This window comes from Marivirga tractuosa DSM 4126, from assembly GCF_000183425.1.
GTDB classification, from domain to species: domain Bacteria; phylum Bacteroidota; class Bacteroidia; order Cytophagales; family Cyclobacteriaceae; genus Marivirga; species Marivirga tractuosa.
This window is the reverse complement of sequence record NC_014759.1, coordinates 4,229,825-4,251,357: the sequence shown is the minus strand read 5'-3', so window position 1 is coordinate 4,251,357 and position 21,533 is coordinate 4,229,825. Positions and strand designations below refer to the sequence as shown.

The 21,533-nt window shown below is 34.5% G+C and carries 18 protein-coding genes; 5 read left to right on the top strand and 13 right to left on the bottom strand.

The window, feature by feature from the left end:
• Nucleotides 1–12 precede the first annotated feature (12 nt).
• Entirely contained in the window at nucleotides 13–1,041 is a 1,029-nt protein-coding gene (locus FTRAC_RS17955; RefSeq protein WP_013455705.1) for a hypothetical protein, read from the top strand.
• A gap of 29 nt (nucleotides 1,042–1,070) precedes the next feature.
• On the opposite strand, the gene FTRAC_RS17950 is transcribed toward FTRAC_RS17955, so the two are convergent.
• From FTRAC_RS17950 to FTRAC_RS17915, 8 genes are all read right to left on the bottom strand, one after another.
• The gene (locus tag FTRAC_RS17950; protein WP_013455704.1) at nucleotides 1,071–4,469 is read right to left on the bottom strand and encodes a sensor histidine kinase; all 3,399 of its coding nucleotides are present in this window, start codon (nucleotides 4,467–4,469) and stop codon (nucleotides 1,071–1,073) included.
• A 109-nt stretch (nucleotides 4,470–4,578) separates the two neighbouring features.
• Nucleotides 4,579–5,448 carry a nucleoside phosphorylase gene (locus FTRAC_RS17945; protein WP_013455703.1) on the bottom strand — a complete coding sequence of 290 codons (870 nt, stop codon included), beginning with the start codon at nucleotides 5,446–5,448 and terminating at the stop codon, nucleotides 4,579–4,581.
• A gap of 2 nt (nucleotides 5,449–5,450) precedes the next feature.
• Nucleotides 5,451–6,428 (bottom strand): oxygen-dependent tRNA uridine(34) hydroxylase TrhO, encoded by a 978-nt coding sequence (trhO, locus tag FTRAC_RS17940; RefSeq protein ID WP_013455702.1) that lies wholly within the window; start codon nucleotides 6,426–6,428, stop codon nucleotides 5,451–5,453.
• Between the two features lie 141 nt (nucleotides 6,429–6,569).
• Nucleotides 6,570–7,211 carry a NeuD/PglB/VioB family sugar acetyltransferase gene (locus FTRAC_RS17935; RefSeq protein ID WP_013455701.1) on the bottom strand — a complete coding sequence of 214 codons (642 nt, stop codon included), beginning with the start codon at nucleotides 7,209–7,211 and terminating at the stop codon, nucleotides 6,570–6,572.
• Nucleotides 7,212–7,271: 60 nt separating this feature from the next.
• The gene (locus FTRAC_RS17930) at nucleotides 7,272–8,522 is read right to left on the bottom strand and encodes a hypothetical protein (RefSeq protein WP_013455700.1); all 1,251 of its coding nucleotides are present in this window, start codon (nucleotides 8,520–8,522) and stop codon (nucleotides 7,272–7,274) included.
• Nucleotides 8,519–9,799, bottom strand: a complete 1,281-nt coding sequence (locus FTRAC_RS17925; RefSeq protein WP_013455699.1) for a DUF2851 family protein — start codon at nucleotides 9,797–9,799, stop codon at nucleotides 8,519–8,521. Before FTRAC_RS17925 ends, FTRAC_RS17930 begins: the two co-directional genes overlap by 4 nt.
• A gap of 108 nt (nucleotides 9,800–9,907) precedes the next feature.
• Nucleotides 9,908–10,246 (bottom strand): HepT-like ribonuclease domain-containing protein, encoded by a 339-nt coding sequence (locus tag FTRAC_RS17920; RefSeq protein ID WP_013455698.1) that lies wholly within the window; start codon nucleotides 10,244–10,246, stop codon nucleotides 9,908–9,910.
• Complete coding sequence (locus tag FTRAC_RS17915; protein WP_013455697.1) at nucleotides 10,236–10,538, bottom strand: nucleotidyltransferase domain-containing protein; 303 nt, start codon at nucleotides 10,536–10,538, stop codon at nucleotides 10,236–10,238. The genes FTRAC_RS17920 and FTRAC_RS17915 overlap by 11 nt, the downstream gene beginning before the upstream one ends.
• A gap of 139 nt (nucleotides 10,539–10,677) precedes the next feature.
• On the opposite strand from FTRAC_RS17915, the gene FTRAC_RS17910 reads away from it, so the two are divergent.
• Together FTRAC_RS17910 and FTRAC_RS17905 are read left to right on the top strand one after the other, a co-directional pair.
• A complete protein-coding gene (locus tag FTRAC_RS17910) occupies nucleotides 10,678–11,910 on the top strand; it encodes a nucleoside recognition domain-containing protein (RefSeq protein WP_013455696.1) in 1,233 nt (410 codons plus the stop codon).
• 41 nt (nucleotides 11,911–11,951) lie between these two features.
• Complete coding sequence (locus tag FTRAC_RS17905; protein WP_013455695.1) at nucleotides 11,952–12,230, top strand: TIGR03643 family protein; 279 nt, start codon at nucleotides 11,952–11,954, stop codon at nucleotides 12,228–12,230.
• Nucleotides 12,231–12,540: 310 nt separating this feature from the next.
• On the opposite strand, the gene miaE is transcribed toward FTRAC_RS17905, so the two are convergent.
• The 3 genes from miaE to lpxK are packed head-to-tail and all read right to left on the bottom strand — an operon-like array spanning nucleotide 12,541 to nucleotide 16,095.
• Nucleotides 12,541–13,140 (bottom strand): tRNA-(ms[2]io[6]A)-hydroxylase, encoded by a 600-nt coding sequence (gene miaE / locus FTRAC_RS17900; protein WP_013455694.1) that lies wholly within the window; start codon nucleotides 13,138–13,140, stop codon nucleotides 12,541–12,543.
• 23 nt (nucleotides 13,141–13,163) lie between these two features.
• Nucleotides 13,164–15,032 (bottom strand): putative porin, encoded by a 1,869-nt coding sequence (locus tag FTRAC_RS17895; RefSeq protein WP_013455693.1) that lies wholly within the window; start codon nucleotides 15,030–15,032, stop codon nucleotides 13,164–13,166.
• A 4-nt stretch (nucleotides 15,033–15,036) separates the two neighbouring features.
• A complete protein-coding gene (gene lpxK / locus FTRAC_RS17890; protein WP_013455692.1) occupies nucleotides 15,037–16,095 on the bottom strand; it encodes a tetraacyldisaccharide 4'-kinase in 1,059 nt (352 codons plus the stop codon).
• 47 nt (nucleotides 16,096–16,142) lie between these two features.
• Here lpxK and FTRAC_RS17885 point away from each other — a divergent pair, with 47 nt between their 5' ends.
• Nucleotides 16,143–17,240, top strand: a complete 1,098-nt coding sequence (locus FTRAC_RS17885) for a Nif3-like dinuclear metal center hexameric protein (protein ID WP_013455691.1) — start codon at nucleotides 16,143–16,145, stop codon at nucleotides 17,238–17,240.
• 4 nt (nucleotides 17,241–17,244) lie between these two features.
• Complete coding sequence (locus FTRAC_RS17880) at nucleotides 17,245–18,042, top strand: zinc ribbon domain-containing protein (protein WP_013455690.1); 798 nt, start codon at nucleotides 17,245–17,247, stop codon at nucleotides 18,040–18,042.
• Between the two features lie 87 nt (nucleotides 18,043–18,129).
• Here FTRAC_RS17880 and FTRAC_RS17875 read toward each other — a convergent pair whose 3' ends face one another.
• Entirely contained in the window at nucleotides 18,130–19,635 is a 1,506-nt protein-coding gene (locus tag FTRAC_RS17875; RefSeq protein ID WP_013455689.1) for a DUF4301 family protein, read from the bottom strand.
• Between the two features lie 18 nt (nucleotides 19,636–19,653).
• Nucleotides 19,654–21,477 carry a glycosyltransferase gene (locus tag FTRAC_RS17870; protein ID WP_013455688.1) on the bottom strand — a complete coding sequence of 608 codons (1,824 nt, stop codon included), beginning with the start codon at nucleotides 21,475–21,477 and terminating at the stop codon, nucleotides 19,654–19,656.
• Nucleotides 21,478–21,533 lie beyond the last annotated feature (56 nt).

Here is a 21,533-nt window from a genome sequence, read left to right as displayed (position 1 = left end):
TATATTTAGCAAATGCAAATTAGTAAAAAGGAAAAAGAGACCATTAACAAAGCCCTTGCCCATTGGGAAGATTGTGGTTTAATCGATGCTCAAAAGGCAAAAGAACTTGATAAAAGCATAAAGATCAAGCCCTTCAACTGGCAGTCACTAGCCTATTACTCTTTTCTATTTGCTGTAGTGAGTTTACTTATTGCTGTGATCAGCATATTTGCAGATAAAGCCCTTTTAGATTTAATCGACTCATTAATTTCTACTTCTTACGTTACCAAATCCATCACGTTTCTATTATTAAGTGCATTATTCTTTTGGCTAGATTATCGTTACAATTTAAAGAAAACTAGAAAAAAATATAGTAGAGAAATATTCACATTTTTTGCTGCTATCTTTCTAGCTATAGCAGCAGGATTAATTAGCTTCTTATTTGGAATGGAGGAAAACCCTGGTGTTTTTATATTAGGTTTAGCCATTTCATATTTCACATTAGCTGTTGCTAGAAAAAAAGAACTGCTTTGGCTCTTTGGAATAACTGCATTGGTAGTCGCTTTTGGAGCTGTTACTCATAATCTGGGGAAAGATAATTATTTATTTATAGGAATGAATTTTCCCATGCGATTTACAATTTTTGGTGCTTTAATCTTACTAGCTACATATTTCATTAAGAAATCAGAAATGCTGAAACCATTTTTAGAACCTACTTACTGGAGTGGATTGATCATTTTCTTTATGGCTCTATGGTTCTTAACTATTTTTGGAAATTACAGTAGCTACGAAAAATGGTTGGAAATAAGACAATATTATTTGTGGTGGTACAGCTTACTATTATTATTGGCTAGTTTTGGAGCAATTGTAATTGGAATCAAGAAAGAAGACAGCTTGCTTAAAAACATCGGCATCTCCTTTATTTTCCTAAATCTCTACACCCGATATTTTGAGTATTTTTGGGATGAATTACACAAAGCATTATTCTTTGGGATTATTGCTATTTCATTTTGGCTGATAGGTAAGAAAGCCGAAAAGATTTGGGACAAAGAAGATAAATAATCACTGCATAAATAACAACACAAACCCGCTTATTGGTTAACCATCACTTCCTTTCCATAAGGAATAGGGAATTCAATTCTAAATGAGGCTGGTTTATTCTCTTCCAAGTGGATCTGTCCTCCTAACTTTGAAACTGCCATTTTTACGCTATATAGACCTAAACCAATACCTCTTTTATGTTCTGTAGCCACAAAAAACATATTAAAAACTTTATCTCTTAGTTCAGGATTTATACCTAAACCAAAATCCTCAAAAATAATCTGATAATTATTGTTCTTTTTACTTTTACTGAATTCGATTACTACATTGGGCTTTTCGGTATGTTTAGAGAATTTTATTGCATTATTTATTAAATTTGAAAACACCACTTTTAAGTGTACGAAATCAGTCAAGATATCTTCATCTGCAGCTTTCAATTCTATATTAATAAACTGCTGCCAGTCTTCATTATCAGGTATATTCTCCTTAGCAGCATCAATTATCAAACTTCTGATATTGTAATTTTGAATTTCAACTTTTTGTTGCTTTAGCTTATTGATCTTTTGAAGATTAAACAAAATATTATTCATCCTTTCCGCTGTCTCATTTACCTTGGAAAAGTAAAACTGTGAAGCCTCTTCATCAGTCTCTTTCATCGCCAAATAACACAGTCCCAAAATCGTGGATACTGGTCCCTTCAAATCGTGCGCTGCACGATAGAAAAATGTATCAAATTCGTGTTTGGCAATTTTCAAATCATTATTTGTCTCCCTTAGCTCTCGCGTTCTTTCATCAACCATTTCTTCAAGCTGAAGATTAGTTAGTTTTAGTTCATCATTTTGCTTTTGTATAATAGCATTTTTGTGAGCAATTTCTTCTTTCTGATCTACCACTAAAGACTGATTTTTAAGTAGATGTTTATTAGTGATTTCTAATTCTGAAGTACGTTCCTCAACTTTAGCTTGTAGTTTCCTTCTAGATTTCTTCAAATATCTTATCCTCAACTGAATGTAGGCAAGAACCAAAACAATAAACAGCACTACAAAAAGGACTCTAAACCATGGCGTTGCCCAAAAAGGCGGATCTACATTTATATATAGCTCTTTAATATTGCTAGACCATACCCCATCAGAGTTTGTTCCCTTTATCTTTAAATTATATTCACCTGGAGGTAAATTAGTGAAAGTAAAATGTCTTCTATTTTTATTATTAATCCAATCTTTATTAAAGCCATCCAGTTTATAGGCATATTCAATTTTATCAGAGTTACTTAAATCTGTAGAAGCTACTTCAAATGATAATAAATAATCATTATGGTCTAGTAAAATCGAATCAACAGAGAAATCAGTAATATTTTTTTCACCACTTTCACTAGTCACATTAACTGAAACTATATTAATAAAGGGCTCATAATTACTCTCCTTTAAATCTTGCGGCTTAAAGACGTTTAATCCATTGTAGCCTCCTGCAAATATTCTCCCATCCTTAACAGTTGCAATAGACCTTCTTACGAATTCTTCACCTTGAAGACCATCTGAACGATCGTAATTTTTAAATTGCTCTTTATCGGGATCAAAAAATGATATTCCTTTATATGTAGACACCCAAAGATTTCCGTTTAAGTCCACTGTTATACCTGCAATATTGTTATTAACCAAACCGTCATCTTCTGTATAGGATTTAAAATATATCTGATCATCTTTTGTTTCGATCATTTTTGCCAATCCTCCACCGCCAGTTCCTATCCAAATGTTATTGTTATCATCTTCAATTATCGTTCTAATAACATTATAATTTATACTATTAGAATCCCCCTTATTGTATCTGAAATGTTTGAAATTATCATTTTCGGGTTGATATAGATCTAAACCAAAATCAGTTCCTAGCCATATTCTATTTTTACTATCAATAAATATTTTATGCACTCTATTGTTGGCAAGGGAGCTAAAATCGTTTACATCATGCAGATACCGCTTGAAAAGTTCCTTTTCTTTATCAAAAACAACCAATCCCCCATCTCCAAGTAAACCAATCCATAATTTACCATCTGGAGCTTCCGCAATACTTTCAATAAAATTGGTAGTAATGGAGGTAGAATCACCCTTTATGTTTGTATATGATTTTAATTCACCTGTATCTCTATTATACTTTGACAATCCGAAATTCCATAATCCAACCCATAAGATATGATCCGAATCTTCAAATAAAAGCCAACCTCTATCGTCAGGATAACCCGAATAACTACTTAAAACCTGTTTAAATCGAAGTTGCTCTTCATTTTCTACAACAATATCAACACCTTCGTCATTTGCTACATAAATATCCCCCCTACTATCTTCAAAGATGTAATTTACAGCGTCATCAGAGATACTGTATGGATCATTTTTTCCTGGTTGATAAAGCGCAAATTTCTTCTGATTTAAATTAAAAGAAGAAATACCTCCACCATGAGTTCCCAACCAATAATTCATAGACTTATCTTGATAGATTTCGACAATATTACCTGAAGGCAAAGCATTTGGATTATATTTTTCTTCTTCAAAATGATGCTTTGTTTTAAAGTTATGGTCTATGTAGAATAATCCGGCACCAAAAGTACCAAGCCACACACCTCCTTTATCATTGGGGTGAATTTTGCGTGCATAGATTTCATTTTGATCTATGAATTTTAAATCAACTTGTTTGAAATAATTCTCATTAGGCGTTTTATAGAATAAACCTCCTAATTTAGTAGCTACCCAAAGAACTCCGTTTTTATCAAAATACAAATCTCTTATATCGTCATCGATTAGACCTTTTTCTCCCTTTCGAAATAGTTCTACTTGAAATGTTTTAGTATTTACCTTATGTAATCCTTCTCTTGTTCCGACCCATATCTCATCATTTCGATGAGCTTGTGAAATGCAGTAAACCACTGGATTATTTAATGATGGAAAATTCTCAGGATGTGTAAATTGATTTGAAAACTTCTCTGTATTTAAATTAAACTTATTTAATCCACTTTTAGTACCTAACCAATATACAGAATCTGATTGTTGATAAATTGTATACACAACATTATTACTAATAGAACTTGGAATCTCACTATCATGAAGAAAATGTTGGAATTTCGAATTTTTATCAAATTTATTTAGTCCTCCGCCATAAGTGCCTATCCATAAATGACCATTATTGTCTTCCACAATATCCTTCACGTAATTATTACTTAGGCTGGTAGAATCATCTATTTTATACTGAAAGGAAAGGAAATCTTGCCCGTCAAATCTATTAAGACCATCTTGAGTTCCAATCCAGAGAAACCCATTTTCGCCTTGATAAATAGACTCTACTATATTTTGAGAAAGGCCATCACTGACATTCAAATTGTTAAAATCAGTATTACCTAACTGATTTTGTGCAAAGATAGGATAGGTTAGAAATTGTACTATTAACAGATATAAAAATCGCATACATGGTTCAATAAGACTTTAAAGTAGGATATTATCTTATTAAAATCAACCATTTTCGACTAACTGTTATTTCAGTACTATAAAGGTATGATTGTATTATTTTAGAAAATCATAATTCAGAGGCTTTGTCTAAAACAAGCTTAATAAGTCCATCAATAGTCTTGTCTGAATTTTTAGAGAATTGATGAGACATTCTGTTGGCTACAATTGCATTACAACTCAAGACCTCATGTCCTAATAATCTTCCCATAGCGTAGTATCCTGCTGTTTCCATTTCAAAATTAGTAAGCCATAAATCACCGTAATGAAACATGGACAAGCTTTCTGCAATCTTGGGAAAACGAATAGGTGCCCTTAATTGTCTTCCCTGCGGAGCATAGAATCCTGGGCAAGTCACAGTATTCCCTATATTCATTCCATCTGAGAAATGCTTAAGTAGAGAAGATGACCCTTCCACACAATAGGGTCTAAAAGGCAAACCAATCTCTAATTGTAAGGCTGACTCAACATTAGATTCCGCTTCAGTTCTTTCCAAATCATAAAATTGCATTAAAGTATCAATCCCGATCGCAAATTGTGAAGCCAATAATGAATCCACTGGCAAGTCCTGCTGCAGACCTCCCGAAGTACCTATTCTAATGATTTTTAGTGATTTCTTCTTAACCTTATTTTCTCTTTTCTTAAGATTTATATTGGCAAGGGCGTCCAATTCTGTCATCAAAATCTCTACATTATCAGTCCCCATTCCGGTGGACATAACCGTTAGTTTTCGACCCTTATAAATTCCAGTATGGGTAATAAATTCCCTTTTATTCATTTCAAAAGTGATTTTATCAAAATACTGACTCACTTTATGAACTCTTGAAGGATCTCCTACAGTTAAGATGACATCTGAAATATCCTGAGGCTTTAAACTCAAATGATAGACGGAACCGTCCTTATTCAATATTAATTCTGACTCAGGATATTTCATCTCCATACTTACTGAATTTTAGTCTTTTGTAATTTACCTTGAAAACCTTTATAAGGATCATAGCCATTAGTATTCTTTTGGTAATAGCCCGTTCCGTTATATTCTCTTTTATCAGGATGTTCTTTACATTCGGTAGAGCAAGCACCTTCCATTTTCCAACCGCATTTTTCGCAAATCGGAACATGAACATTACAAGTTGGATTGGCACAGTTTACCATTCTGTCGGAATTTGTACCACAAACATAGCACTTAGAGACAACTTTAGGGTTCACTTTGTTTACATCCACTGAAAGTCGGTTATCAAAAACATAGCATTTTCCTTCAAAATCCTCACCTTGTGCTTCCAATCCATATTTGATAATTCCTCCATGCAATTGGTAAACATTGTCGAAGCCTTGCTCTAGAAGATAAGCACTTGCTTTTTCACACTTGATTCCCCCAGTACAATAAGTCACTATTTTTTTGCCCTTATATTGTTCCAGCTCGTTGAGTTTATCAGGAAAATCTCTGAAATTTTCTATATCTAAAGTAACAGCATTTTTAAACCGACCTAATTCATGTTCATAATTGGAACGAACATCTAAAATCACAATATCTTCCTCATTCTTAATCATTTCCCTGAATTGCTCAGGTTCAACATATGCTCCCGTTTTCTTCCTTGGATTGATATGAGAAAGGCTTGAATGAACGATTTCAGGCTTATGCCTAACATTCAGTTTTTTAAAGGTATGTTCTGGATGAAAATCTTCTTTAAAATCAGTATCGGCAAATCTAGGATCTGCTTTTACTCTTTTCATGTACTCATCAACATTTTCTGTGGTGCCAGAAACGGTACCGTTTAGCCCCTCTTTTGAGATAATGATTCTACCTCGTAAATCGAGCTCTAAACACAATAAATGATGCTCATCCCTGAATTGATCAGGATTCTCTATTTCTGCGTAGCAGTAATAAAGAATTACTTTGTATTGGTTTTCTGTATTTTCCATAATTTCCTCCTTAGTGTAAATAAGGTGATTTTATAAGCCTCATCTTTTATTCTTCTCCAAAGGAGAAGATAACCTAATCAGCTCTTATTTTAAATTTATTTCAAATAGACTAATTACTTGACGACCTCGTCAAACTACTAATTAATTTTCAATCGTTTGAGCAGGATTTCCAAATACTGTTTCTCCGTCTTTCACATCTCTAATCACAACTGAACCTGCTCCAATATTAGCTTTTCTACCTATTTTCACTCCTGAAACCACTGTTACTCCAGAACCAATAAAGGTCTCCTCTTCAACGGTTACTCCACTATTTATCTGAGTTCCAGCTCCAACCTGCACGTAATCTCCAAGCTCAACATTATATTCGATGATTACCCCCGAATGAATCAGGCAGTGATTAGGAACTTTAGAATATGCACCTAAAACGGCTCTAGCATTAATGAAATTTCCATAACCTAAATGTGCTGAGTCCGAAACAATTGCCTGCGCATGGATTGCATTAGCTGGCATGGTCTTTCTACGGTCATTCAGCATTTTGGTCATTTTTTTACGGGCTTTCATATTGTCTTCCGCTACGAAAGCATCGCATTTTTTACCAATATATTTTAAATAACCATCATCATCCGTTTCTCCCAAAACAGATACGAAATCAATCTCAGTACCATGCATCTCTTTATCATCCTCCAAGAAACAGTATATTTCAACATTATTGCTTTTGAAAATTTCCGCTGCTGAAGGGCCAATTCCTTTAGCTCCTAAGATTATTACAGGTTTTTTATCCATAGTTAATTTTTAGAACTGCAAAGTTAAGGTTTAAACATTCCTTGCGCAATAAAGAGGTTCCTATTTTAGATTATGTTTGTATTTATTCAACACCATTAAAACTAAAAGCCATAAAAATGGCATATATGCCACTTCATAACGGATTAAGCTGCCAAAATTTGGAGTAGCTAAAGTAATTACCGAAGATAAAATACTCACATAAATCAAAATGCCTAGTCCCAACCATTTTTCGGCTTGACTAAATTTAAGTTTAAGAAATAAGGTTGAAGCTGCAATTGCCAAGAGGGTGAAGATTGTTTTTTCAATAGCCCATACTAAGGAGAAAAAGCTGAAAGACTCCCAAATAAAAGGACGGAAAATTCCTGTAAACCATGCTAGAGGAAGGTTTTGAATAAGAAATAACACATCATTCTCAGCAAGTTGAAATTGAATTAGAGATTCAAAAGAGTTTTGAGCTATAACATCATGGCTAATTCTAATCAACTCAAAAAAGCGACCGCTATGGAAAACCGGATGAATAAAAGCTGTGGCAGTTCCCCCAACTATCAATAATCCAACATAAAGCAATAGCTTTTTGGGGAAAGAAAATTCTCCTAAAAATTTTGTTTGATTAAAAAGGAGCGTTAAAACTAGAATTGGTAATAAAGCAATAGGAACATAGTACTTCACTTTCCATAAGACAAATACACTTAATATAGCAAGAATTGCGTATAACCAATTTGAGGGCTTAGCTACCAATTTTAAAACCGAAAAACCCAAAGCATAAATAGCAATAGTCATTAGGCTTTCTTTCATTAAACCTGAACTCCAAAAAGTAATAGATGGAATAAAAAGTAAAGCAGTGTAAATTACAAATTTATTTTCTTTGGATAATTTCACCAATTGACGAGCAAATTTCCAGGTAGCTATTCCTGAGAAAAAGCTTAAATATATGCTCATACTGAAATAATTTCCTTGAGTAAATGCATAAAGGAAGCTCATCAGCCTGACAAAAAAGAAAGTCCTTGGTTCAGTTTGAGCTGAAAACTCAACTTGGGATAAACTTATGGGAGCAAATCCTATCCATTCTAGAAAAGAGATTTTATCTAATTGAAAATATTGAAATAAGGCTTGCGCTTGCTCATAAAAATAAATAGTATCACCAATTCCACCATAATAAGACCAGTATAGAAAGCCTATAAGGATGCCGCAACTGATTTTAAGAAGCATAAAAGCACTGAAGAGCATCTTATCATCCACTCCTGAAATTTTTCGAATAAGGACAATAAAAATTGCTGCAATAATCAGAATATGGACAAGAATAGAAATCATGCTTTCAAAATGGATAAGCCTATGCTACAATTCAGGCACCTTTTAGGTTGACAATATTCATTATGAAGTTGAATCATAGCTTGTGAATCAAAGGCAGTTTTTAGATCTTCTCCCAAATCCTCAAATTTTTTGGTAATATAATTCTTTTCTGCTTTTAAGTCATTTAATAAAGTAATGGCTTTATCCATATACCTCTCCTCTCCTACGCTGTTGGCATACAGCGCCAAAAGTGGCGGGATACAATTTACAATCAAAGTTTTAATAGAATTTTGACCAAATTGCTTATTCCTGAATTTGCTTTCTTTATCAAACTGATAATGATCTAGCCAATAGTCAGATACTTTAACTTTTAGTCGTTTTTGAATAGCTTTTAAATTCATATCGATCACAAAAGCGTCAAAGAGAGAAGGAAATACATGTAAAATCTGAGCTAATTCCGCCAACCTGATAGTAGGGAAATTGGCAGGTCGCAAGCGTAAAAATCTCCATTCATGCAGATGCATTTCACTTCCTAAAGTGGCCTTATGCTTATGCTGTAGAAACTCCCATTCATTTTTTAGTTTATTGGGATATTCATCATCGAAATCCTGAGCTAGGAATCCCGCAGCTCCAAATAACAGGGCTTCCACTTGAAAAATGGATGAGCTATATTTTTTTATCAAATTATAGGGTAAAATTTCAGCTAATCGCTCAAATGGATGTTGGTTTACTTTGAAACCCATTGCGGATAACAACATAAAATAAGATGCCTGATCCCAGTTCTGAGCTCCTTCCTCAAAATGGGTTTTAGCCTTTTCAGATTTTTGGTGAAGTCTTTCTACTAAAGCCTTTTCCATCATTTCAGATTTAAGCAAATCGCTTATATCAGTCCACTGCCCAGCACAGGGGATTTCATCTGGTGAACTTTGTAGCTTTTGATACTTTTCAATCAGATCATAATTTACCCGGTCTTTCAATTCGACTGTAGGAATTCTACTTCCATCAGGATGATTTATTAGCTCGTCATTTTTCCAGACCACATGTAAAACCACATTTTCATAATTTGGATCTGTTTGATGATGGTGTCTATTCCAGTCGGATGACTTGATATGGATTTCTACTGCGCCATTCCATTCCATATCATCAATCAATATTTTAGCTTGCTGAAAATCAGGGCCAGAATTGGAATGCGCAAAACCAGTTTTGATGGTTTTTACTGAAGCCCCATCGGAAGTTTCTAACTCATTTTTATCAAATTTCTGATAGCGCCAGACATAATGCAAAAAATCTTCTTTCATTGATTGATAGTTTGGTTGAAAAAATGAATATCTGAAAACTATGAATTTATTACAAATTGGGGATTATGTAATGTTTAAATTATTGCTCTTAGATATATCAAGGGAAGGTTATTTTTCATTTAATAAGTCTTCAACCTCAGATTTTAAGTTTACTATATCTCTAATTACGATAGACCAAATAATTTCATCTGAAACACTATCATAACCATGACTTATTCTATTTCTGGTATCTACAATCTTTCTTGCATTTTTAATTGGAAATTCAGGTTTAACTTTAAGGATTCTATTAACGGCTTCCCCTATAATTTCGAGATTTCTTTCTATTGCTCTTCTACCTTTTAAGTCATTTAAGAATTCAAAATAATCTCTTTTTTCGGGTAAGAATAAGTAAATCTCTTTAATAGCCTGATGAATATCTTCTAGCCATGTATTGATTTCATTCTCCATATACAGGAAGTTTCGTTTTCTCGATTTCTTGTTTTAGGAATTTGTTTTTTATGGCTTTCATTTCCAGTAAATCAATTTTTCTTTTGAATATGTCTTCGAGATTAAATTTTATATTGAAATATTTATCAGAATACGAAAGTGGATCATTATCATCAATATCAATAACAAAATCAATATCGCTATCGGCTCTTAATTTATCATTTATTACAGAGCCGAATGCAAATAATGACTTAACATTATTATCAATGCAAAGCTTTTTAATTTTCTCTATATATTTATTTACCTCTTTCATTATCAAGTAGTAAATTAACTAAAATCTAATTAAAAGTAAGTAAATATTAGGAATAGGTTTCAAAGATTGAAAATATTTTCTTTCCACATATTTTATCCTCAATATTGTAAATTCCTGTTTTTAGTGATTAATTGCGCCTATGGTTCTCAATTACATCTGGATTGCATTTTTTCTGATTGCATTTGTCTTTGCCTTAGTCCAATGGATTTTCATGGGCGATATGGAAATATTTCCAGCTCTTACTCAGGCTACTTTCGATAATGCCAAATTGGGATTTGAGATTTCTTTATGGCTAACTGGAGTGATGTCTCTTTGGCTAGGTATCATGAAAATAGGTGAAAAAGGTGGTATGGTTGCCATTTTGGCTAAAATCACCTCTCCACTTTTCTCTCGATTGTTTCCTGAAGTTCCAAAAAATCACCCTGCCATGGGCGCCATGCTAATGAATATTTCAGCCAACATGTTGGGCTTAGATAATGCAGCCACACCATTGGGATTAAAAGCTATGCATAGTTTGCAGGAATTAAATCCTGTTAAAGACACAGCAAGTAATGCGCAAATTATGTTTTTGGTTTTGAATACTTCAGGATTAACCATTATTCCCATCAGTATAATGGTTTATCGTTCTCAATTAGGAGCAGCTGATCCTTCGGATGTATTTATACCTATTTTATTGACCACCTTTTTCTCTACTTTGAGTGGATTAATAGCGGTTTCTTTGGTTCAAAGGATAAACCTATTTCATAAAAATGTCTTGTTTTCTTTAGGTTTATTAAGTCTTGTGATCGCAAGTATCATTTGGTTTTTCAGCAGCTTAAGTCAGTCTGAGATTGGTCCGATTTCATCTAATATTGCCAATTTCATTCTGTTCTCTATCATCATTGCTTTTATCGTTTTAGCTGTGCGTAAAAAAGTAAATGTGTATGATTCTTTTGTGGAAGGTGCCAAGGAAGGCTTTAGCTATGCGGTAATGATTATTCCGTATTTGATTGCCATTTTGGTAGCAGTAGGTGTTTTCAGGGCTTCAGGAGCCATGATGGTTTTAAAAGATGGATTGGAAGCAGTAGTAGCATTTGCTGGCCTTAATACTGATTTTGTGCCTAGTATACCTACTGCGTTAATGAAGCCTCTCAGCGGAAGTGGAGCAAGAGGAATGATGGTGGATGCCATGGAAGTTCACGGAGCTGATTCATTTGTGGGCAGATTGGTAAGCGTAATGCAAGGTTCAACAGAAACTACTTTTTATGTTTTAGCCGTTTATTTTGGCTCAGTGAATATCCGAAATTCACGCTATGCTTTAACATGTGGCTTGATAGCCGATGCAGTTGGTATCATTGCTGCAATATTGATTAGCTACATGTTTTTCTATTAAAATTCATCTAAACATTCCTTCTGGACTACTGTTCTTTTTTCATGAAGAAAATAAAAGATCTAAAGCCAGAGGAGATTGACAGAATAGTAGAAATGGGCTGGGAAGACCGCACTACTTTCGATGCTATTTTTAATCAGTTTGGCATATCTGAAAAACAAACCATTAAAATCATGCGCAAAGAAATGAAGCCTTCAAGTTTTAGAATGTGGAGAAAAAGGGTGCAGGGCAGAAAAACCAAACATGAAGCTTTAAGAAAAGATGAGGTAAAACGTTTTAAATCTACCCGTCAAAAGGCTATTAGTTTGAATAAGTATAAATGAAATTGAGGGTTTGAATTAAATAGACCATATTTAATGTGAAGTTGTTATCGAGAATGCTCCAGAGGAGCTAGTAGTTTCCACCAGCCGGAGGCAGGAAGTTGGTGTATTCCAGCGTCTAACGGTCTGCCCCTTTTGAACCCTAAGCTTTCAACTATCGCCAGCATCTTGCTGGTGATGGTTACTAAGTGCCTCTGGCACGGAATAGCAGCTGGCCCTAAGAATAAAATTAGGCTTCTCGTCTATAAAATCCGCCAGGCGGCATTAGTTTCCACAGAGAATCTGGCTAGTGGAAGAGAGCAGTTGTTTATTGCTAATGCAACCTATCCTCCCTCACTTCCAAATTCTTCATGATTTCAGCTTCGGCTTCTAATAATTCTGCCCAACGCTTTCTCACGTCTTCTTTTGGTTGGTAGCTCTCGGCTAATTTTAAAAAGTTTTTATAATGACCTGCCTCTGAAACCATTAATTCATAGTAGAATTTCTTCAATTCTTCATCTTGAATATGTAAATGTAGTTGCTTGAATCTTTCACAACTTCTAGCTTCAATCAGAGCATTTATTAAGAGCTTTTCCATCAATTGGAATTTTCTGCTACCACCTTTAATTTCCAATTTCATCAATTGTGAAACGTACTCATCTTTTCTTTGGAATCCTAGCTTATAACCCCTTTTATCTAATTGTTCTAAAACCCTTTCGAAATGCGACCATTCTTCCGCCACTACTGGAGTCATTACCTTGACCATCTCATCCATTTCAGGGAAATTAATAATCAAACTCATACATGAGCTGGCGGCTTTTTGCTCACAATAAGCATGATCTATCAGTATGTCTTCAATATTTTTCTCCGCTATATTGACCCATCTGGGATCGGTCGGCAATTCTAATCCTAAAGTGAATTTTTCTTTTTCCATTACTAGAATAGGACGGTTAAATTTTAATCAAAAAACGACCAGGTTACACCAAAATCAAGTATTCTTTCTTGTCCAGTATAATACGGAGTAGCAAAATATCCTCCTGCTGTAACATCTTGATTTAAATGTCTGAATTTTATAAAAAGCTGTGCGGTATTGATTTTTACACTTGCGTATAAATCAACAAACATATAACCTGGAACTTCAAAATTATTCTGCAAATGAAATTGCTGAGTAACCGGATCATAGTCATCAGCAAAATAGGTGGACTTATAATGTGCTTCAGCCCCAATTCGTGCTTCTAGTCTTCCTTCAAACACTTTATGGTAGTATAAATCTAAGGTTAAGAAATGCTCTGGAATTCTGAACAAATCTGCATCCGCTCCTTCTTTAAAAGTGTAAATGTAATTTGCATCCAAATTCATCACTCCATATTTTGCCTTAGCTTCAATTCCAGGATGGATCAAAGTAGCAATTCCACTGGACTGTTGCGGCATTGCCAGAGTATCAAAATACATATGGTTACTAACTACTTTTAAATCAATCTTTGGCTGTATTCTAAAATAGTCTTTCCAATATATGTCTAGTTTACCACCTAATTGCTGTACTTGCTCACTTCCAAAATCATTACGCCAATAATCATGATTGCCTAAATGTTGTTCATAAAAGAAAGGAGAAGCAAACTGCATACTTTTTGCACTTACAGTCAAGAAGGGGACTTTTAATGTAGCCCCAAGTTTATAATTTCCGTTCAACTCATATTCAGCATTAGCATTTATTTGCCAGTTTTCTTTGGGTGCAAAACGAACATATCCGCCAGCATAATTTTCAGTGAACGGGTTCACTGAATTCAGGTACTTGCCTGTAAACCTAATATCCTTCCTCTTCAAATAAAACCTATAGAAAGCATCTCCTATATCTCCTTTAAAGCCAACTTCATTTTGAAAATAGACATAACGGCTCAAATCTACTGTTGAATCTGACCTTAATAGAAACTGATCGAAATAATCTATGTCTGTTTCAGCAGAAGGATTTGTATTTAGAAATAAATTCATTCTGTTTGTTCTATCAAGTACATGATAAAACTGCAACAACTTGTTCAATTTATATTGTTGATAAATATGATATTGCTGCCTTAGTTCTCCTCCTTGAGCATTTCTTAGATTGATATCCTCATCATCATAATCAAACAACTCCTCATAAACTAAAACCTCGGTGGTGTCTTTGATGCCTCCCGTTTCATTTACTTTATGAAAGGTTCTAGCAAAATTAAACATCACGTGATATTTCCTGTCAGGTGAACGATAATCAGTTTGAAAATCATAAGAGTGACTCAATACATTCAAATCTCCCCTACTCTGCAATGGACCGATCTGCTTATCTACTGTCCATCTTCTGAAACTGAAGCCAACATTCCAGTTTTCATTAACATTTCGTGAAAAATCAATCCCGATAAAAGCTCTATAATTCCCACCAAATACAGATCTCATTTTGGTATATGGGGATTTGGTGTCGAAATATTTAAACTTGTCTGGAGTTTTAACATAATAGTCATAAACCCCAAATCCACTTCTTTTCCCAATAACATCAGGAGCTTCATAAAACACAGGGCGCATCGCTGTCCCTACAGTTCCTAGGTTTTGATAATAGTAATCAGAAATATTAACTGGATCCCAATTATGAATATTGGTCAAACTTGTATCAATTATCTGGTAAGCTTCAAGGTTATTTTTAATATTCTCTTCGGTAGTGTAATAAGTAGTTTTTGCACCATATACATTTCTTGTGGAGTCATCAGTGACCTGTGCATAAGCTGAGCCTATTACACAACAAAATATCGATATGATTAATGAAATTTTTCTCAAAACAGTCGCAAAATTAAGTAAAGTCATGGATTTATTTAGCTCTTATTATAGAATCTTCCAAGATCTGATGAAAAGATTTTTCATCACCCAAAAACTGTACCATGATCGGGATGTAAAAAAGCTTGTTTTGAATCGATTTTGATATTTCAGGAAAGGAAACTAATCTGACCCAATCTTTCTCCGTAGTTAAGATGTCAGCATTTTCTCTATTTGCTAATTTTTGAATTTCCTCCAACTCTTTAGATGTAAAATTATGATGATCAGCAAAATCAAAATGCTTTATGATATCAAAACCTTGTTCTGTTAAATATTCTTTAAATTTTTGTGCTTGCGCAATTCCAGTAACTAGTACAATTCTTCTTCCTGCTTCGCTACCTGCTATTGTCGCTACAGTTTTCTCATATTTCACTGAAGTAAAAAATACCTCCTTATCAGAATATTTTTCAATTCTCTCTTTAATCTTTTCTTGTTCCGTTTTCCCCAAATCAAGTGGACATTTGGTTACTATCACAACATCAGCTCTTTTGGCTCCTTTTCTACTTTCCCTTAGGGTGCCAGATGGCAAGACATAATCATCATAAAAAAGAGAACTGAAATCAGTGAGTAAAATGGAAAAATTGGGTTTCACACTTCTGTGTTGATAAGCATCATCCAACACTATTATTTCATTTTCAGGATGTTCGTAAATAATGCTTGGTATTGCCAACACCCTATCCTCTCCTACTGAAACGACTGCCTCATTTCTAAATTTTTGATAAATCTGAAACGGCTCATCTCCAACAGTCTTGGGTGAATCCTCATTATTAGCAATTCTAAAACCTTTTGTTTTTCTACCATACCCCCTTGACAAAGTAGCCACTTTATTAGAATACCCCTTTTCTATTAGAAACCTTAAAATATATTCTACGAATGGGGTTTTTCCAGTACCGCCCATCGATAAATTCCCCACCGAAATAACTTTAGTGTTAAAATGAAAAACAGCTTTATACTCTATATCGTACAAATGATTTCGAAACTGCATCACCAATTTGTACAAAATACTAAATGGAGACATTAATAATTGCCAATACTTATTTTTAAATAATTGCAAGGGCTGTAAAACTTTTTAACTTTGACCGAATTGAAACAAAAACAAATATGAGCAAAATAAAGGATATCGTCCAACATTTGGAAAGCATTGCGCCTTTAGCCTATCAAGAATCTTATGATAATGCAGGTTTGATAGTAGGCGATGCCAATAAAAATGTAAGCAATGTTCTCATCACCTTAGATGTAACTGAAGAAGTAATTGAGGAAGCCATATCCAAAAAATGTGAGCTCATAGTAGCTCATCATCCTATTATTTTCAAAGGTTTAAAAAAATTAACAGGAAGCAATTATGTGGAAAGGACTGTCATTAAAGCAATAAAAAATGATATCGCCATTTATGCTTCTCATACCAATTTAGATAATGTTAAAAATGGAGTGAATGCTAAAATTGCAGAAAAGCTTGAGTTACAAAACACTGAAATCTTAAGTCCAAAAAATGGCGTCCTGGGTAAATTAAGTGTTTTTGTCCCTCAAGAAAATGCAAATGACTTAAAATCTGCATTGCACGGGGCTGGAGCAGGTCAAATAGGTGAATATAAAGATTGTGCATTCGAAACGGCTGGAAAAGGAAGTTTCTTACCATCGGACAAAGCCAATCCAAGCATAGGTAAAAAAGGAGAATTAGAAACAGTAGATGAACATAAAATTGAGGTTATCTTTCCACTTTACTTAAAAAATAAAATATTGAGTGCCATGAAAAAGGCTCATCCTTATGAGGAAGTAGCCTATTATCTGCATCAATTGGAAAATACTTTTGATGATTTAGGCTCAGGTATGATAGGAGAAATAGTAGAACCAATGGATCCCAAAGACTTTTTCGACTATCTTAAAGATAAAATGGACTTATCCGTCATAAAACACACTAAAGAAATAAACCGTAAGATTAAAAGAGTTGCAATTTGCGGAGGAGCAGGTTCCTTTTTAATTTCGCAAGCAAAAAATAAGCAAGCAGACATTTATATCTCATCTGACATAAAATATCACGAATTTTTTGATGCTGATGAAAGGCTGATTATAGCCGACATAGGGCATTATGAAAGCGAACGTTTTACAAATGAGATATTTTATGCAATTTTGAAAGAAAATTTTGCTAATATTGCACTCCATTTAGGACAGACTGTCACGAATCCGATAAAATATTATTAACTGCATGGAAAGTACTGTAGCACAAAAGCTTGATGCCTTGAAAAAATTACAAGGTATCGATTCAAAATTAGACGATATTAAAAAAGTGAGGGGAGCCCTACCTGACGAGGTAGCTGATTTAGAAGATGAGATTGCAGGCTATGAAACCCGTATTCAAAAATTTGATGATAGTGTTCAAGCTATCAAAGATGATATTGAAGCCGCTAAGCAAGGAATCAAAGAGTCAGAAAAGCTAATTGCCAAATATGGCGAGCAGCAAATGAGCGTTCGAAATAACCGCGAATATGACGCCATCACTAAAGAAGTAGAACTACAGCAATTGGATATTCAAATCCATGAGAAAAAAATCAAAGAAGCTGAAGCTAAGATTGAAGATAAGGTAAAAGGGATTGAAGAAACTAAAGCTCTACATGAAGACCGTGTAAAAGATTTAGAAAGCAAGCGCGCTGAATTGGAAAATATCGAAGCTGAAACTGAAGAAGAAGTTGCTAAGCTTGAAAAAGATAGAGAAAAGGCGCTTAAGAAAATTGAAGACCGATTAGCTGCTTCTTATGAAAGATTAAGAGGAAACGTTAGAAACGGTTTAGCTGTTGTTCCAGTTAAAAGAGGAGCATGTGGTGGTTGTTTCAATACCGTTCCTCCTCAGAGACAAGCCGATATTAGAGATAGAAAGAAATTAATCGTTTGTGAGCATTGCGGTAGAATCTTAACAGATGTTGAAGATGAAATCGTAGAAGAAAAGCCAAAAAAGAAACGTACTACAAGAAAGACAACTACTGCAAAGAAGAAAAAAGCGGAATAGTAAATTGTTATACTTGTAAAATTACAAAGCCTTTCAGATCAAATCTGAAAGGCTTTTTTGTTATGAGTGTCTCGTCCTACTGTTAAATTACCCCGCCTGATGCTCTTCCCTTAATAGATCATTTACAGTTTTAACTGGATTGAAAGTGGATAACGGCACTTCCACAAAAAGTGTAATCCAATCCGACATAGCACCATTCCAAAGCCCTGGAAGTTCCAAAGCTTTTAATTCTCTACCATCTTTTGATTTAGTTGTAATAAAACCTGTTTCTGGATTTCTATATTTTAAGAGATCAAATTTTCTACCATGTAAATCCTTAATACCGCAAACCAAATCAACTGGATTAAAATGAGTGGCGTTCTGTAAAGATTCTTGCGCTTTTTTATCTTTAGGGTCAATTTGAGAAGTTTCAGCAATCTGAAGACTTAAAGAACCATCCTCTTCTTTAACCCAAAAAGGCCCCCCTCCTGGTTCTCCGGTATTTTTCACCATACCGCAAACTCTGATAGGACGATGCAACAAATACTGCAAGTATCCTACTTTTTCAGAAAAGTCTAAATCAGCATAATCATCCTTGAACACCAAGAATAAATCTTTGCGAGCAAAATTCTCAATCTCCAACAATTCTAATTCACTGATATTTCTCTCCAGCTGATTCTGATAGCCAAATAATTTGCTTTGAACACTCATTAATAATCCTGCTAAAGCTTTTTTATAATGAATCGTATTCAACTTCAAATGATCGGGCACCACATTGTCTATATTCTTTATAAAAACAATGTCGTGATCCAAATCATTCAGGTTTTCAATTAAAGCTCCGTGTCCAGCTGGTCTAAATAGCAAACTTCCATCTTCATTATAAAAAGGAGTGTTATCAGGATTAACAGCAATTGTATCAGTTTCGGGTTTCTGTTGAGAAAAGGAAATTTCAAAATCATTAAAACCCTTTCTCACATGTTCTGCGTGCTCTTGCAATAGCTTTTGATGCTCTGGAGAGACAGTAAAATGCAATCGCACCTTACCTTCCATACCTCTAGCATAATTTTCCCCCTCCGTGAAGTGCTCTCCGACAGGGGTTTTTATACCAGATCTATAATCATGAAAATCTAAGAGCCCCTTCGGTAAATTACCATAATTCAAACCTTCCTCCAACAACAAGGCTTTCACAATGGCATGATATTTTTTTTGATTTAAAGCTTCCTCCAATCCACTTCCATTCTTCTGCATATTTTCATCCAATGCTTGAGAAAAAGCAAAGTCGTGGATATACTCAAAAAAAGTTTTTAAAAAATCATCCTTTTCAGCTTGCGATTCATCCTCTTCTAGAAAAGCATACAATCTTTTGAACATGCGACTAGCCGCACCGCTTGAAGGGACGAACTTAATCATATTGTAATCTATTGATTGCTTTTCGTAAAAAGCAATAAAATTATCGATGCTATCATCAGACAATTGAATTAAACCATCTCCTACTGTTGCAGGTCTGTCAATTGCCAGAAATGGAAAGCCCTTTTTAAATCTTTCTAATTGCTCCTCTACCAACTCCACCGATTTTCCAGCATTTTTTATATCTTCTCTCAGTTTATCGTCCATAATTTTGGGTTGTTAGGTTTAAAAATAAGTTTCTAAAGCCATCTTATAACTGTTTTCGTAGGCTTTATATAAATTCTTCCAATCAAAAACTTCTGACAAATCTTCTGATTGATTTCTCATATCTATTCGTTCTCTGCTAGTGATTTGAGTAAATTCCCACATCACGTTGGTCAATTCTTCAGCAGCTTCATGGAAGCTTTTATTGGCTCTTTTTACTATAAACATGCCATGCTTTTTATCACCGATGCTTACGTTTTTCATATAATCACCAAATCCTGATAAATCTGAAGTCACCGAAGCAACTCCCCTCGCCAGTGATTCTAAAGGAGTATATCCCCACGGCTCATAATAGCTTGGGAAGACCCCTAAATGGCAAGCCCTCACAAAATCATCATATTCCATTCCAAATAATGGATTGGTGGAAGAGATGAAATCAGGATGATACACTACTTTAACTTTATCGGATTCATGATTAATAAGGTTGGCAGTTCTTAAAAAATTTAAAATATTATCATTAGCATCATCCACTAAGTTATGCGTGACTACAGGAGGTAATCCACCTGACTTCCAAGCTTGAATGGTTCTTCTGTGTCTAAGCTTCCAGTAATCATCTACCATGTCATTCAGATTTGGTAGCTTATGATCCCCTTTGCTAGAGGCAGCTTGTCTATACAGTCTGTTTTTAATTTGTTCTACAATTGCATTGGAATTCGTATTGATTTTATCCAACATGGCTCTGGCATTCAAAACCTCAGGATTGATCGATTGTATAGGTTGTCTAGTTATGAAAAACATGACAACAGTTAGTGGGGACCGTGCTTCCTTTAGACGATGATTTAAGCGGGCCAAAGCCTCTAAGGTTAAATCATAGCCTTTATTGGAGTATTCGAACCTACCCGAAGTAAAAAAATAAAGGGTTTTGTTCAAATCGAAAGAATAGCTCTTGAAAAAATGCCCCATGATAAACTGTTCCAATACTTGCTTATACTTATGATGCAAGTTCTGTACCTCGTGTAACACCGAAAATCGCTCAATGTTCAAACCGTTAGGGAGAATCTTATCAGGGCTTCTTCCTAAGAGATGAAAACACTCCTTGCCTGTTACTTCACTTACCGTGGTAAAAACATGAGCACCATGTACACAGGCACGTTCTAATTTAACGTTTGCTTCGACATTGAAATGGACTGCTTCTTTGTGCCAATCCATAAAAGGAAGGTGGTCATAGAATTGCGGGTCGTTCATTGCCAAGTATCTTCCCAAAAGCGTAGCATGAGTAGTGAACACTGTTTGCAAAGGCACTTGGTCTCTTCTTAAATTCGGAATAGCCGAACCCGCCATCCATTCATGAAAATGAGCCAGAGGCTTAATTTTCTTATCAATAGCTACTCTAGTCATTTCTGAAAGAAAAATATGCACCATATACCCAAAAGCCAATACCTCATCCATCAAGGGATCATGATTCTTAAAATCAATACCATGATTTTGCCAGTAGTAATATTTAATATCTCCTAATTGATGAAAAGACGATTTATGATCAAATAGTAGTGTCTGAGGTCTTCCCGAAACCAACCAATAGCCAGATTTAATATGCAATCCTTTTTCGCGGCATATTCTTAAAGTTTCATCTATTACATCGTGTCCAAATTCAGCTTCCTCAAAATCAGTGGCTGCTTCTTTTGGTGCGTAAGGTCCAATCAAAAAATAATTCTTACCCCAGTTTTTGACCATTGTTGGAACCTTAGAACGGATTACGGTGTAAATTCCTCCTACTTGATTACATACTTCCCAAGCAATTTCAGTTAGGATATGTTTCTCATTTTCAATCGTATTATTTTCATTCATATTAGTACAATTCTCAATAATTTGAATAGATTATTTAATTTATGAGATTAATCTGT